This is a genomic window from Cobetia amphilecti (genome assembly GCF_032923285.1).
Taxonomy (GTDB): domain Bacteria; phylum Pseudomonadota; class Gammaproteobacteria; order Pseudomonadales; family Halomonadaceae; genus Cobetia; species Cobetia amphilecti.
On record NZ_CP136695.1, the window covers coordinates 157,136 to 171,831 of the forward strand.

General features: G+C 60.0%; 10 protein-coding genes and 4 tRNA genes. All 14 read right to left on the minus strand.

Going from position 1 to position 14,696, the window contains the following annotated elements; genetic code table 11:
- Positions 1–121: 121 nt before the first annotated feature.
- The 14 genes from rpoC to R1T44_RS00845 all read right to left on the minus strand — a co-directional run bounded on the left by rpoC (position 122) and on the right by R1T44_RS00845 (position 14,679).
- On the minus strand, positions 122–4,363 hold the full coding sequence (gene rpoC, locus R1T44_RS00780; RefSeq protein ID WP_043334882.1) for a DNA-directed RNA polymerase subunit beta': 4,242 nt from the start codon (positions 4,361–4,363) through the stop codon (positions 122–124).
- A gap of 88 nt (positions 4,364–4,451) precedes the next feature.
- Entirely contained in the window at positions 4,452–8,528 is a 4,077-nt protein-coding gene (gene rpoB, locus R1T44_RS00785) for a DNA-directed RNA polymerase subunit beta (protein WP_043334884.1), read from the minus strand.
- A 206-nt stretch (positions 8,529–8,734) separates the two neighbouring features.
- Complete coding sequence (rplL, locus tag R1T44_RS00790; RefSeq protein WP_043334886.1) at positions 8,735–9,103, minus strand: 50S ribosomal protein L7/L12; 369 nt, start codon at positions 9,101–9,103, stop codon at positions 8,735–8,737.
- Positions 9,104–9,195: 92 nt separating this feature from the next.
- Complete coding sequence (gene rplJ / locus R1T44_RS00795) at positions 9,196–9,702, minus strand: 50S ribosomal protein L10 (RefSeq protein WP_043334888.1); 507 nt, start codon at positions 9,700–9,702, stop codon at positions 9,196–9,198.
- 261 nt (positions 9,703–9,963) lie between these two features.
- Positions 9,964–10,656, minus strand: coding sequence for a 50S ribosomal protein L1 (rplA, locus tag R1T44_RS00800; protein WP_054556897.1), 693 nt, complete (start codon positions 10,654–10,656; stop codon positions 9,964–9,966).
- Positions 10,657–10,658: 2 nt separating this feature from the next.
- Entirely contained in the window at positions 10,659–11,090 is a 432-nt protein-coding gene (gene rplK, locus R1T44_RS00805; RefSeq protein ID WP_043334893.1) for a 50S ribosomal protein L11, read from the minus strand.
- A 120-nt stretch (positions 11,091–11,210) separates the two neighbouring features.
- Positions 11,211–11,744, minus strand: coding sequence for a transcription termination/antitermination protein NusG (gene nusG / locus R1T44_RS00810; protein WP_043334895.1), 534 nt, complete (start codon positions 11,742–11,744; stop codon positions 11,211–11,213).
- Between the two features lie 10 nt (positions 11,745–11,754).
- The gene (gene secE / locus R1T44_RS00815; RefSeq protein ID WP_043334897.1) at positions 11,755–12,123 is read right to left on the minus strand and encodes a preprotein translocase subunit SecE; all 369 of its coding nucleotides are present in this window, start codon (positions 12,121–12,123) and stop codon (positions 11,755–11,757) included.
- A gap of 77 nt (positions 12,124–12,200) precedes the next feature.
- A tRNA-Trp gene (locus R1T44_RS00820) sits at positions 12,201–12,276 on the minus strand.
- Between the two features lie 163 nt (positions 12,277–12,439).
- Positions 12,440–12,514: transfer RNA gene (locus R1T44_RS00825), tRNA-Thr, on the minus strand.
- A gap of 35 nt (positions 12,515–12,549) precedes the next feature.
- A tRNA-Gly gene (locus tag R1T44_RS00830) sits at positions 12,550–12,623 on the minus strand.
- 46 nt (positions 12,624–12,669) lie between these two features.
- Positions 12,670–12,753, minus strand: a tRNA-Tyr gene (locus tag R1T44_RS00835).
- Positions 12,754–12,862: 109 nt separating this feature from the next.
- On the minus strand, positions 12,863–13,702 hold the full coding sequence (locus R1T44_RS00840; RefSeq protein ID WP_054556896.1) for a type III pantothenate kinase: 840 nt from the start codon (positions 13,700–13,702) through the stop codon (positions 12,863–12,865).
- Positions 13,699–14,679: a biotin--[acetyl-CoA-carboxylase] ligase gene (locus tag R1T44_RS00845; RefSeq protein ID WP_043334904.1), complete on the minus strand. Its 981-nt coding sequence runs from the start codon at positions 14,677–14,679 to the stop codon at positions 13,699–13,701. Before R1T44_RS00845 ends, R1T44_RS00840 begins: the two co-directional genes overlap by 4 nt.
- Positions 14,680–14,696: the final 17 nt, after the last annotated feature.

Here is a 14,696-nt window from a genome sequence, read left to right on the forward strand (position 1 = left end):
GTTGTACTGCCTTCCAACAACAGGGCAGGGTGCACCTGCCCTACTGTTAAAGGCTGCATATTCTAGGGCTTGGGCCACAAGGGCGTCAACCCCGCCGTCAGAGACGGCGGGGCGCAAGACCTCAGAGGTCGTCGTCGTCCGCGTCGAGGGCAGTGAGCTGAGCGCCCAATTCCTGCTCGACGTCCTGTGCCGACGGGGCCGGTGCGAGCGGCAGGCCATCGCGACGGCGGCGACGCTCGTCGTGATAGGCCAGGCCAGTACCCGCCGGAATCAGGCGACCGACCACGACATTCTCCTTCAGACCACGGAGATAATCGCGCTTGCCGGTGACAGATGCCTCGGTCAGAACTCGCGTGGTTTCCTGGAAGGACGCCGCGGAGATGAACGATTCAGTTGCCAGGCTCGCCTTGGTGATACCGAGCAGGATGCGATCGAACTTGGCCGGGAACTTGCCGTCGGCCTCGAGACGCATGTTTTCTTCGACGACGCGGGCGTATTCCACCTGGTCGCCTGTGATGAAGGTGGAATCGCCAGAATCGGTGATCTCGACCTTGCGCAGCATCTGACGCACGATGACTTCGATGTGCTTGTCGTTGATGCCGACACCCTGGAGGCGATAGACCTCCTGGACTTCGGTGGTGATGTACTTGGTCATTTCCGCGACGCCGAGCAGACGCAGGATATCGTGCGGGTTGCTCGGGCCATCGGAGATGACTTCACCCTTCTCGACCGTTTCACCTTCGAAGACGCTGATCTGGCGCCATTTCGGGATCAACAGCTCGAACGGATCACCTTCCACCGGCGTGATGGTCAGACGACGTTTGCCTTTGGTTTCCTTGCCGAAGGTCACGGTGCCGGAGATCTCGGCCAGAATGGCCGGCTCTTTCGGACGACGTGCTTCGAACAGGTCGGCAACGCGCGGCAGACCACCGGTGATGTCCTTGTTACCGGACGCTTCCATCGGGATACGTGCGATGACGTCACCCACGCCGACGGCTGCGCCATTCTCGGCGGACACCACGGCATTGCCCGGCAGCAGGTACTGGACCGGCGTGTTGGAGCCCGGCAGTGTCACGTGCTTGCCGCTACCGTCTACCAGCATGATCATCGGACGCTTGTCACGGGCCGCGGACGGACGTGAAGCGCTTTCGATGACCTCGATGGAGGACAGGCCGGTCATTTCGTCAGTGGTACGGTTGATGGTCTGGCCATCTTCCATGTCCGTGAACTGCACCTGACCCGCGACTTCCGCGACGATCGGGTGAGTGTGCGGATCCCACTTGGCGACGGACTGACCAGAGGCCACCGGATCGCCGTCACGTACGGACAACTCAGCACCGTACGGGAGCTTGTAGAATTCGCGCTCACGGCCGTGGTCATCCGCCACTGCCAGTGCGCTGGAACGCGAGACGACAATCAGCTTGCCATCGGCACGTTCGACCGACTTGATGTTGTGCAGACGCACGCTGCCGCCATGCTTGACCTGGACACTGTCCACGGCGGAGGCACGCGAAGCGGCACCACCGATGTGGAAGGTACGCATGGTCAGCTGGGTACCCGGCTCACCGATGGACTGTGCCGCGATGACACCGATGGCTTCACCGACGTTGACCTGATGGCCACGCGCCAGGTCACGGCCGTAACAGGCCGAGCAGACACCGTGCACGGTTTCACAACCGATGGTGGTACGCACGATGATCTCATCGACGCCCATGGTATCGAGCTGTGCACACCAGGCTTCGTCGAGCAGCGTGCCGCGTGCGATCAGGACCTCATCAGAGACCGGATCGATCACGTCCTGCGCCACGACACGACCCAGCACGCGCTGGGACAGCGGGACGATGATGTCGCCGCCTTCGATGACCGGGTGCAGAATCAGACCTTCCTGAGTGCCGCAATCCGCTTCGGTGATGACCAGATCCTGGGCAACATCGACCAGACGACGAGTCAGGTAACCGGAGTTGGCGGTCTTCAGTGCCGTATCCGCCAGACCCTTACGGGCACCGTGCGTGGAGATGAAGTACTGGAGTACGTTCAGGCCTTCACGGAAGTTGGCGGTGATCGGCGTCTCGATGATCGAGCCATCCGGCTTGGCCATCAGGCCACGCATACCAGCCAGCTGACGAATCTGTGCGGCGGAACCACGCGCACCGGAGTCGGCCATGATGAAGACGCTGTTGAAGGAGTCCTGCTCCATCGGCTTGCCGTCTTCGTCATTGACCACTTCGCCTTTCCAGTTGACGACGGTCTCTTTCGAGATACCTGCCATCATCTCCTTGGCGACACGGTCGTTGGCACGCGCCCAGATATCGATGACCTTGTTGTACTTCTCGCCCGCGGTCACGAGACCGGAGGAGAACTGGTCTTCGATCTCTTTCACTTCGTCTTCGGCCGCATCGATGATGACCTTCTTCGCGTCCGGGATGACGAAGTCGTTGACGCCGATGGAGGCGCCGGACCAGGTCGCGAGACGGAAGCCGGTGTACATCAGCTGGTCAGCGAAGATGACGGTGTCCTTCAGACCGACACGACGGTACGCCTCGTTGATCAGGCCGGAGATGGCTTTCTTCTTCATCACCTGGTTGATCAGCTCGAACGGCATGCCCTTCGGCAGAATGCGGAACAGCAGTGCGCGACCGATGGTGGTGTCGTGCAGGGACGTCTTCTCGTACAGCTCGCCGGACTCTTCGTCCTTGAGCGTCTCGGTCAGACGGACCTTGACCATCGCGTGCAGATGAGCGCTGTGCGTACCGAAGGCACGCTCGACTTCACCCAGGTTCGCGAAGGCCATGCCCTCACCCTTGGCACCGATCTTCTCGCGGGTCATGTAGTACAGACCCAGCACGACGTCCTGGGACGGCACGATGATCGGCTCGCCGTTGGCCGGCGACAGCACGTTGTTGGTCGACATCATCAACGCACGCGCTTCCAGCTGGGCTTCCAGCGTCAGCGGTACGTGGACAGCCATCTGGTCACCATCAAAGTCGGCGTTGTACGCAGCGCAGACCAGCGGGTGCAGTTGGATGGCCTTGCCTTCGATCAGCAGCGGCTCGAACGCCTGGATACCCAGACGGTGCAGAGTCGGGGCACGGTTCAGCAGCACCGGGTGCTCGCGGATGACGTCGGCGAGGAAATCCCAGACTTCCGGGGCTTCGCGCTCGACCATCTTCTTGGCGGCCTTGATGGTGCTGGCGTGACCGGAGGCCTGCAGCTTGGCGTAGATGAACGGCTTGAACAGTTCAAGCGCCATCTTCTTCGGCAGACCACACTGGTGCAGACGCAGGGTCGGGCCGACGGTGATGACGGAACGACCGGAATAGTCGACGCGCTTGCCCAGCAGGTTCTGACGGAAACGACCCTGCTTGCCCTTGATCATGTCGGCCAGCGACTTCAGCGGACGCTTGTTGGAACCGGTGATGGCGCGACCGCGACGACCGTTGTCGAGCAGTGCATCCACGGATTCCTGCAGCATGCGCTTCTCGTTGCGCACGATGATGTCCGGCGCATTGAGGTCGAGCAGACGCTTGAGGCGGTTGTTGCGGTTGATCACACGACGATACAGATCGTTCAGATCCGAGGTCGCGAAGCGGCCGCCGTCCAGCGGTACCAGCGGACGCAGGTCCGGCGGCAGCACTGGCAGCACTTCCATGATCATCCAGCCCGGCTTGTTGCCGGAATAGTAGAAGGCTTCCAGCAGCTTGAGGCGCTTGGACAGCTTCTTGATCTTGGTCTCGGAGTTGGTCTGCGGAATCTCTTCACGCAGGCGCTCGACCTCTTCTTCCAGCTCGATGTCCTCGAGCAGCGCCTTGATGGCCTCGGCACCCATGCGGGCGTCGAAATCATCACCGAATTCTTCCAGCGCTTCGAAGTACTGCTCATCGTTGAGCAGATGACCCTTCTCGAGGGTCGTCATGCCCGGATCGATGACCACGAAGCTTTCGAAGTACAGCACGCGCTCGATATCACGCAGAGTCATGTCGAGCAGCATGCCGATACGGGACGGCAGAGACTTCAGGAACCAGATATGCGCGACCGGGCTCGCCAGTTCGATATGAGCCATACGCTCACGACGCACTGCCGCCTTGGTCACTTCAACGCCACACTTCTCACAGATGATGCCGCGATGCTTCATCCGCTTGTACTTGCCACACAGGCACTCGTAGTCCTTCACCGGGCCAAAGATCTTGGCACAGAAAAGACCATCACGTTCCGGCTTGAATGTCCGGTAGTTGATGGTTTCAGGCTTCTTCACTTCACCAAAAGACCACGAGCGAATCATGTCCGGAGACGCCAGGGTAATCTTGATGGCGTCGAATTCTTCGGACTGCGCCTGCGATTTGAGAACTTTCACCAAATCTTTCATGGGTCGCTCCGTTGCGGAGTTGTCATGGGCAAAGCCTGGCTGCTGACACCAGGCTTTGCGGACCGTCAATACTTGTGGCTTTTCGGCGTCAGCCTTCCAGCTCCATGTCGATACCCAGCGAGCGGATTTCCTTCACCAGCACGTTGAAGGATTCGGGCATGCCCGCCTGCATGGTGTGATCGCCATCTACGATGCTCTTGTACATCTTGGTACGGCCTTCCACGTCATCGGACTTGACCGTGAGCATCTCCTGGAGGGTGTAGGCAGCGCCGTACGCCTCGAGGGCCCAGACCTCCATCTCACCGAAGCGCTGACCACCAAACTGCGCCTTACCACCCAGCGGCTGCTGCGTGACGAGGGAGTAGGAGCCGGTCGAACGCGCATGCATCTTGTCATCCACCAGGTGGTTGAGCTTGAGCATGTACATGTAACCGACGGTCACCTTGCGATCGAACTTCTCGCCGGTGCGGCCATCGTAGAGGTCCATCTGTCCGGAATCAGGGATACCGGCCAGCGTGAGCAACTGCTTGATCTCGTGTTCCTTGGCGCCATCGAAGACCGGCGTCGCCATCGGCACGCCCTTCTTCAGGTTGTGCGCCATGGTGATGATTTCATCATCGCTGAGCACGGAGAGGTCTTCCTGGCGACCGCCGACGGTGTTGTACACCTTGTCGAGGAATTCGCGGATCTGCTTGACCTGCTCGGCACGTTCTTCGCGCAGCATGTGCTCGATCTTCACGCCCAGACCACGCGCGGCCATGCCGAGGTGGGTCTCGAGGATCTGACCGACGTTCATGCGCGACGGAACACCCAGCGGGTTCAGCACGACGTCAACCGACTCGCCATTGCCATCGAACGGCATGTCTTCGACCGGCATGATCGCGGAGATGACACCCTTGTTACCGTGACGACCGGCCATCTTGTCACCCGGCTGGATACGACGCTTCACGGCGACGTACACCTTGACGATCTTGAGCACGCCCGGTGCCAGATCATCACCCTGGGTGAGCTTGCGCTTCTTGTCTTCGAAGCGCTCGTCCATCTCGCGACGACGGATCTCGAGCTGCTCATCGGCCTGAGCCAGCAGTTCGTTGAGAGACTCGTCCTGCAGACGCAGCTTGAACCACTCCTGGCGCGGCAGTGCTTCCAGGTAGTCATCGGTCAGCACGTCGCCCTTCTTGAGCTTCGGACCACCGTTGACGGCCTGACCGACCAGGTTGCGCTGCATACGCTCGAAGGTCGCCTCTTCCGCGATGCGGTAGGTTTCCTGCAGATCCTTGCGGACCTCGGCCAGCTGCATCTGCTCGATGGAGAGCGCACGCTGATCCTTCTCGACGCCGTCACGGGTGAAGACCTGAACGTCGATGACGGTGGCCTTCATGCCGGTCGGGGCACGCAGAGAGGTGTCCTTAACGTCGGACGCCTTCTCGCCGAAGATGGCACGCAACAGCTTCTCTTCCGGCGTCAGCTGGGTCTCGCCCTTCGGCGTGACCTTGCCGACCAGGATGTCGCCCGGGTTCAGCTCGGCACCGATGTAGACGACACCGGACTCATCCAGCTTGGAGAGTGCGGATTCGCCGACATTCGGGATATCGGAAGTGATTTCTTCCGGCCCGAGCTTGGTGTCACGCGCGACACAGGTCAGTTCCTGGATGTGGATGGTGGTGAAGCGATCTTCCTGCACCACACGCTCCGAGAACAGGATGGAATCCTCGAAGTTGAAGCCGTTCCAGGGCATGAACGCCAGACGCATGTTCTGACCCAGGGCCAGATCGCCCATGTCGACGGACGGGCCGTCGGCCAGGATGTCGCCGATGGCGACTTCGTCGCCAGGACGCACGATCGGGCGCTGGTTCTGACAGGTATTCTGGTTCGAGCGCACGTACTTGGTCAGGTTGTAGATATCAACGCCGGCTTCACCGCCGATGATCTCTTCTTCCCGCACACGTACGACGATGCGCTTGGCATCGACGGAATCGATGACGCCGCCACGACGTGCCACGGCGCAGACGCCGGAGTCACGCGCCACGAAGCGCTCCATGCCGGTACCGACCAGCGGCTTGTCAGCCTTCAGAGTCGGAACGGCCTGACGCTGCATGTTCGCACCCATCAAGGCGCGGTTGGCATCATCGTGCTCGAGGAACGGGATCAGTGCGGCAGCGACAGAGACGACCTGACGCGGAGACACGTCCATCATGGTGACCTTTTCCGGCGCCATGAAGGTGGTCTCGCCACGGTGACGAACCTGAACCAGGTCGTCGACCAGACGGCCGTTCTCGTCGACGGTCGCGGAGGCCTGGGCGATGATGAAATCGCCTTCCTCGATCGCGGACAGATCGACGACATCGTCGGTGACCTGGCAATCCACGACCTTGCGGTACGGCGTCTCGAGGAAGCCATAGCTGTTGGTCTTGGAGTAGGTCGCCAGCGAGTTGATCAGACCGATGTTCGGGCCTTCCGGCGTTTCGATCGGGCACAGACGGCCGTAGTGCGTGGCGTGAACGTCACGAACTTCGAAGCCGGCGCGCTCACGGGTCAGACCACCCGGACCAAGCGCGGAGACACGGCGCTTGTGCGTCACTTCGGACAGCGGGTTGTTCTGATCCATGAACTGGGAGAGCTGGCTGGAACCAAAGAATTCCTTCACCGCCGCCGCAACCGGCTTGGCGTTGATGAGATCCTGCGGCATCAGGCCTTCGCTCTCGGCCATGGACAGACGCTCCTTGACCGCACGCTCGACGCGGACCAGGCCGACACGGAACTGGTTTTCCGCCATTTCGCCCACAGAGCGAATACGACGGTTGCCCAGGTGGTCGATGTCATCGACATCGCCATTGCCGTTACGGATGCTGATCAGCTCCTTCATGACGGTCAGGATATCGTCCTGATCGAGCACGCCGCTGCCGGTATCGCTTTCGCGACGCAGGCGACGGTTGAACTTCATGCGGCCCACGCCCGACAGGTCGTAGCGGTCTTCGCTGAAGAACAGGTTCTGGAACAGTGACTCTGCTGCATCCTTGGTGGGCGGCTCGCCCGGACGCATCATGCGGTAGATCTCGACCAATGCCTCGAGCTGGTTACGCGTGGTATCCAGTTTCAGGGTATCGGACACGAACGGACCGCAATCCAGGTCGTTGGTGTAGATGACTTCGAACTGGGTGATCTTGGCCTGAGCCATCTTCTCCAGCAGTTCCGGAGTGATCTCGCTGTTGCTTTCGCAGACCAGCTCACCAGTGGCCGGATCGATCTGATCCTTGGCCAGCACCTTGCCGTACAGGTAGTCCATCGGCACTTCGAGACGCTCGAGGCCGGAGGCTTCCATCTGACGGACGTGCTTCTGTGTAATACGACGACCTTCCTCCACGATCACGCTACCGTCGGCATCCTTGATGTCGAAGGCGGCGGTCTCGCCACGCAGACGTGCCGGCACCAGCTCAACGGAGAAGCCGCTGCGCTCGATGTGGTACATCGTGGTGTCGAAGAACGTACCGAGAATCTCTTCGCTGGTCATGCCCATGGCACGCAGCAGAACGGAAGCCGGCAGCTTGCGACGACGGTCGATACGGACGTAGACGTTGTCCTTCGGATCAAACTCGAAGTCCAACCAGGAACCGCGGTAAGGAATCACACGTGCGGAGTACAGCAGCTTGCCGGACGAGTGGCTCTTGCCCTTGTCGTGGTCGAAGAACACACCCGGCGAGCGGTGCAGCTGTGACACGATGACACGTTCGGTACCATTGATGACGAAGGTACCGTTCTCTGTCATCAGGGGGATTTCCCCCATGTAGACTTCCTGCTCCTTGATGTCCTTGATCGCCTTGTTCGACGATTCCTTGTCATAGATCATCAGGCGCACTTTCACGCGCAGCGGTGCAGAGTAAGTGACTCCGCGCAGCTGACATTCCTTGACGTCGAACGCCGGCGTACCGAAGCGGTAGCTGACATACTCGAGCGCTGCGTTGCCAGAGAAACTGGCAATCGGGAACACGGACTTGAAGGCAGCGTGAAGGCCGACTTCCAGGCGCTGTTCTGGCGCCCTGTCCTGCTGGAGAAAGTCGTGGTAGGAATCAAGCTGGATGGCCAGCAGGTAAGGCACATCCATCACTTGGGGCAGTTTGCCAAAATCCTTGCGGATGCGTTTTTTCTCAGTGTATGAGTAAGCCATCTGTATTCCCCAGCTTGTTCACCTTGGGTGACCGATGCGTGGTCGGCTCATCCCTGATGGCACGGCGATGTCCATCAGGCGCGGACGGCAAGCCTCCCTTGCGGGCTGGCTCGCCGTCATAATTCGTCTTGCAACAGAAAAAGGCTGGTGGCGGAGTCCGCCACCAGCCAGGAAGCTTACGCAGCGTGCGCAGCCTGGAACACGAGTTACTTGAGTTCCACGGACGCGCCAGCTTCTTCCAGCTTCTTCTTCGCTTCTTCAGCGTCTTCCTTGCTCACGCCTTCTTTCAGGGTGGCCGGAGCGCCGTCGACAGCTGCCTTGGCTTCTTTCAGACCCAGGCCAGTCAGTTCACGAACAGCCTTGATGACGTTGACTTTCTTGTCACCAGCAGCAGTCAGAACGATGTCGAACTCGGTCTGTTCTTCAGCGGCTTCACCAGCAGCGGCCGGGCCAGCGACGACGGCGGCAGCGGCGGAAACGCCGAACTTCTCTTCCATTGCTTCGATCAGCTCAGCCACTTCCATGACGGTCATGTCAGCGACGGCGTTGATGATGTCTTCTTTGGTCAGTGCCATTTTAGCAATCCTAAACTTTGCGGAGCAAAGATGCTCGGTCAAACGGAAATCGATTCAGGCTGCACGAGACAGCCAGGAGGTCAAAGCGCTGCTTACGCGGCGGCTTCGGCTTCCTTCTGATCGCGCAGTGCTGCGATAGTACGGACCAGCTTGCCTGCAGAAGCTTCCTTCATGACAGACAGCAGCTTGGACAGTGCTTCATCGCGGGTCGGCAGAGATGCCAGACGGTCGATATTCGCCGCCGGGATGAACTCGCCTTCGTAGGCCAATGCCTTGACTTCGAACGCCTCGACCTTCTTGGCAAATTCCTTGAACAGACGAGCGCCAGCGCCCGGGTGTTCCATGGAGAATGCAAGCAGAGTCGGGCCGACGAAGGACTCGTTCAGCACCTCATAAGAGGTACCGGACAGCGCACGACGAGCCAGAGTGTTGCGAACAACACGCAGCTGGACGCCCGCTTCGCGGCACTGTTTGCGCAATTCGGTCATTGCACCAACAGTTACACCACGAGAGTCGGCAGCGACTACGGAGAGAGCACCCTTGGCGGTTTCGCTGACCTCAGCAACAATTGCCTTCTTGTCTTCGAGACCTAAAGCCACGGTGTTGACTCCATTTCGTGCCGGGGAACGAATTCCCCAGTGGTTTACCATCTCTCTCACCAGAACTGCGCGGGAGAGTCTTGGAGGATGGCTGCCACCAGCAGGGCTGGGACACCATCTGCGCAGGCTACGCGCAATGCAAGCATCGCGGCGCGATTAAGCCGGCCCCGTCACCGAGGTGACAAGGCCAGCGCCTGCGGTCTTTGACGGCGCCCCGCGGCTGAGCACGGGGACCGCAAAGTGAAACATTCTGAGACTGCCTTACGCGTACTTGGCGTGATCGACAGTCAGACCCGGGCCCATGGTGCTGGACAGGGTGATCTTCTTCAGGTAGATACCCTTGGAAGTGCTCGGCTTCAGCTTCTTGACTTCGGCCACCAGGGCGTCAATGTTACCCTGAATGGAGTCAGCACTGAAGTCGATCTTGCCGATACCGGCGTGAATGATGCCGTTCTTGTCAGTACGGAAACGCACCTGACCAGCCTTGGCATTCTTCACGGCAGTCGCGACGTCAGGCGTCACGGTACCGACTTTCGGGTTCGGCATCAGGCCGCGCGGACCGAGGATCTGGCCCAGCTGACCGACAACGCGCATGGCATCCGGAGAAGCGATGACGACGTCGAAGTCCATCACGCCTTTCTTGACCTGTTCTGCCAGGTCGTCCATGCCGATCACGTCTGCACCGGCTTCCTTCGCTGCTTCAGCGTTGGCGCCCTGGGTGAAGACAGCGACGCGCACTTCGTTACCGGTGCCATTCGGCATCACGGTAGCGCCGCGAACGACCTGATCGGATTTACGCGGATCAACACCCAGGTTCAGAGAGACTTCGATGGTCTCCTTGAACTTGACGGTGGACAGCTCGGACAGCAGAGCAACAGCTTCTTCGACGCTGTAGACCTTGCCGGATTCAACTTTCGCGTTGATCGCCTGGGCGCGCTTTGAAATCTTGGCCATGATCAAAGACCCTCCACGTTCAGGCCCATGCTACGGGCAGTACCGGCGATGGTGCGAACAGCAGCGTCCAGATTGGAAGCTGTCAGGTCCGGTTCCTTGGTGGTCGCGATCTCTTCGAGCTGAGCGCGAGTCACGGTACCGACCTTCTTCTTGTTCGGCTCGCCAGAACCGGACTTCAGACCAGCCGCTTTCAGCAGCAGGACGGCCGCAGGCGGCGTCTTGGTGACGAAAGTGAAGCTACGGTCGGAGTAGACAGTGATGACCACGGGAGTCGGGAGACCCGGCTCGACGTTCTGGGTAGCGGCGTTGAACGCTTTACAGAACTCCATGATGTTGACACCGTGCTGACCGAGGGCAGGACCCACGGGCGGGCTCGGGTTAGCTTTACCGGCTGCAACCTGCAGCTTGATGTAAGCCTGTACTTTCTTGGCCATGATAGGACTCCAGTATGGGTGGTAGCGCCTTGCGGCTCCCCGTAAAACCGGGCCGCCTCAGGCGACCCGTCGTGTTGCCGTGATGCTCGTATTCAAACAGGTGAGATGATGACCCTGAGATCAGTCCTTCTCGACCTGGGAGAACTCGAGCTCCACCGGCGTAGCACGCCCGAAGATCAGTACGCTGACCTGCAGACGGCTCTTTTCGTAATTCACTTCTTCGACTACGCCATTGAAGTCCGCGAACGGACCATCAGTGACACGCACCGTTTCACCCGGCTCGAAGAGAGTCTTCGGACGCGGCTTGTCAGTGCCATCCTGAACGCGACGCAGCATGGCGTCGGCTTCTTTCTGGGTAATCGCTGCCGGCTTCTCCGGGGTTCCGCCAATGAAACCCATGACGCGCGGGGTTTCATTCACCAGGTGCCAGGACTGATCATTCATGTCCATCTCGACCAGCACGTAGCCCGGGTAGAACTTGCGCTCGCTCTTGCGGCGCTTGCCGTCACGCATTTCGACGATTTCTTCGACCGGCACGAGAATCTCACCGAAGTGATCTTCCATGGCGTAAAGCTTCACACGCTCGTTGAGCGAACGCATGACCTGCTTTTCGAAACCGGAATAGGCGTGTATGACATACCAACGCTTGGACATGGAAACTCCGTTAACTGACGATGCCGGACATCAGCCAGCCGAGGGTGGTATCGATGAGCCATAGCAACAGGCCCACGATAAGCACGGCACCCAGCACGATGGCAGTTGTCTGGACAGTTTCCTGTCGGGTCGGCCAAACGACGCGCTGGATCTCGCGGCGCGCACTACTTGCCAGCTCGACAACATCACGACCTTTGTTGGTCGTGATCGCCAGAGCAGCCGCTGCAACACCAAGCACGACGACGCCAAGCACGCGATAAAGCAGCGCTTGGTCAGCAAAATAGGCGTTGCCAGCAACAGCCAGCACAAGAAGAATGACAACGACCGACCACTTGAACCCGTCGTGGCGCGCTTCCTGCACCTCGGCGTTCTGTTTCATCAAAGAGACTCCTCAAGGGTGCAGCGATCGCTAGAATCGAGAATCGGTAAGAAGTCGAATACCATCCTGGGGAAGGATGGCAGGCCAGGAGGGAATCGAACCCCCAACCTGCGGTTTTGGAGACCGCTGCTCTGCCAATTGAGCTACTGGCCTGTAACACTTGCGTGTTCCAGAGACTAAAAACAAGGCTGAATGAACAGCGGGCGCCATCATAGCTGAGACAACCCAAACTGACAAGCCTTATCTTTGACCGCGACCTGGGAGGTCGTCGGAAACGAAAAAGACGAGCCAAACTGCGACTCGCCTTTCCGTTGTATGGAGCTCGTGGGCGGATTTGAACCGCCGACCTCACCCTTACCAAGGGTGTGCTCTACCCCTGAGCTACACGAGCAAAACCTTTGCGCAATCTCGACTGGCGAGATGAACTGGAGCGGGCAGCGGGAATCGAACCCGCGTCATCAGCTTGGAAGGCTGAGGTTCTACCATTAAACTATGCCCGCTTTCCAACTCTTGCTGCCCTGATGCACACGGCATCATAAGCGAATCTGGTGGTGGGGGAAGGATTCGAACCTTCGAAGCTTTCGCGGCAGATTTACAGTCTGCTCCCTTTGGCCACTCGGGAACCCCACCATCTGTGACGACGAATCTTACGCCGCTTGGGATACGCTGTCAAGTGCTTGATTTCATTCTACTTCAAGCGCTTGAGGGAATGTATCGCCTCAGAACGGGACGTAGTATGTCAAAGCATCTGGGTGAGCGCAAGCCCTGAGCGAAGTTTTTCTAGATCAGGCACTCGCGGCTGGTCGGGCGCACCTGACAGGCGCCCTGCCCGCTCGGCAGCGGTCAATGGATACAGCGCCTCCAGGCCGGCATACACCATGTCCGGCCACAGCGCATGCGGCACCCGCAGACCGCGCGCCACCACCCGCGCATCACCACCGGTCAGCAGTAGCGGCAAGGCTACCCCTTCGCGATCACAGACCTCGGCATAGAGACGATTGACCGCGCTGACGGCCGCCATGTAGATGCCGTGATTGACGGCCTCTACCGTATTGCGACCCGGCGCGAGCAGCGTATCCACCTCGGTATCCGGATCGATGGCCACATTGCGCGTACCCAACTTGAGGCTTTCCTTCATCAGACGCAGCCCTGGCAGAATATACCCCCCCAGATGCTTGCCACCCGGCAGCACGAAATCCACCGTTATCGCGCTACCGCAATCGACGCTGCAACAGCCCCCGGTGAGATGATGGCCGGCGAGTGCGCCCAACCAGCGATCGACGCCCAGGCGTTGCGGCTCTTCATAGCCGCAGGTGACGCCCAGCGCCTCCCGCGTCGAGTGCGCGACATGCACGACGCCGACCTGCTTGCGCAGCAACTCCACCGTCTCATCCAGCACCTGCTTGCGCGCCACGCTGGAGATGCGCACGGCCGTGACGACATCCAGGTCAGGAATGTCAGCGCCCGGCCGCCACTCCTCTCGCGTCCAGACGGCGCCGCGCGAGCGGATCTCGCTGGAAACGGTGTCCTTGAGACGCCATTTTGACAAGGTGTTGCCGATATCAAGATCCAGAATCATGAGACGGCGCGCAGACTGATCTCGCCACCGGCGAGAGTGATGGTTTCGCCGTTCATGCGCACCTCGAGATTTCCATTGATATCAACACCTTCTGCCACGGCTTCTTCTCGTCTGTCTCCGCGCAGAATCACCACATCACGCCCCTTGAAGGCATTGCGCTCATTCCAGCGCGCCTGCCATCCGGCAAAGCCCTGCGACTCGAACTCGGGCAACAGCGCCAGCAATGACTCCATCAGACGCGCGGCATAGCGATTGCGCGAAGCACCGGGAATGATGTCACGTACCGCAGCCACCGGTTGAGTGATCGCCTCGCGTCGGGAGGCCGGCAACTCGATGTTCATGCCGATACCGATGACGACATCACAGGGACCGGACACATCACCTGTGACCTCGACCAGGATGCCGGCGATCTTGGGTTGATCCTTCTGTATCTGCAGCAGGACATCGTTGGGCCACTTGAGGCGCGCGGGCAGGCCATCGGCCTCGAGCACCTCCGCCACCGCCACGCCGATCGCCAGACTCAGGCCCTCAAGCGATGCGGCGCCTGATTCGAAGCGCCAGCCAAGCGAGAAGACCAGGCTGCGGCCCCAGGGAGTCTCCCACTCACGCCCACGACGGCCACGCCCAGCCGATTGCACCTCCGCCAGACAGACCTCGGCATGGCCGGCTCCCTGACGAAAGCGCTCGCGGATGAAGGTATTGGTCGAGTCCACCGACTCCTCGACGAACAGGCGCGTCAGGTGTTTGCGAGTCTCGCGCGGCAGCGCCTCGATGATCTGTTGACCATCGAGCAACTCGATGGGGTTGGCCAGTCGATAGCCAAGCCCCTTGATGGCTTCCAGCGGAATGTCGAGCGCCTCAAGTTTCTTGAGCTGCTTCCAGACCGCCGTACGCGACACCCCGAGCTCTTCGCCCAGGGCCTCTCCGGAGTGGTAGCCACCATCTCCAAGCAGACGAATGAGATCACGGATGGTCATGCGGAGGCCTGTCCCTG

Excerpts from the sequence above, each read along its gene's own strand:
- rpoC (WP_043334882.1), bottom strand. The coding sequence starts at position 4,363 with ATGAAAGATTTGGTGAAAGTTCTCAAATCGCAGGCGCAGTCCGAAGAA.
- rpoB (WP_043334884.1), bottom strand. The coding sequence starts at position 8,528 with ATGGCTTACTCATACACTGAGAAAAAACGCATCCGCAAGGATTTTGGC.
- rplL (WP_043334886.1), bottom strand. The coding sequence starts at position 9,103 with ATGGCACTGACCAAAGAAGACATCATCAACGCCGTCGCTGACATGACC.
- rplA (WP_054556897.1), bottom strand. The coding sequence starts at position 10,656 with ATGGCCAAGATTTCAAAGCGCGCCCAGGCGATCAACGCGAAAGTTGAA.
- rplK (WP_043334893.1), bottom strand. The coding sequence starts at position 11,090 with ATGGCCAAGAAAGTACAGGCTTACATCAAGCTGCAGGTTGCAGCCGGT.
- nusG (WP_043334895.1), bottom strand. The coding sequence starts at position 11,744 with ATGTCCAAGCGTTGGTATGTCATACACGCCTATTCCGGTTTCGAAAAG.
- secE (WP_043334897.1), bottom strand. The coding sequence starts at position 12,123 with ATGAAACAGAACGCCGAGGTGCAGGAAGCGCGCCACGACGGGTTCAAG.
- R1T44_RS00840 (WP_054556896.1), bottom strand. The coding sequence starts at position 13,702 with ATGATTCTGGATCTTGATATCGGCAACACCTTGTCAAAATGGCGTCTC.
- R1T44_RS00845 (WP_043334904.1), bottom strand. The coding sequence starts at position 14,679 with ATGACCATCCGTGATCTCATTCGTCTGCTTGGAGATGGTGGCTACCAC.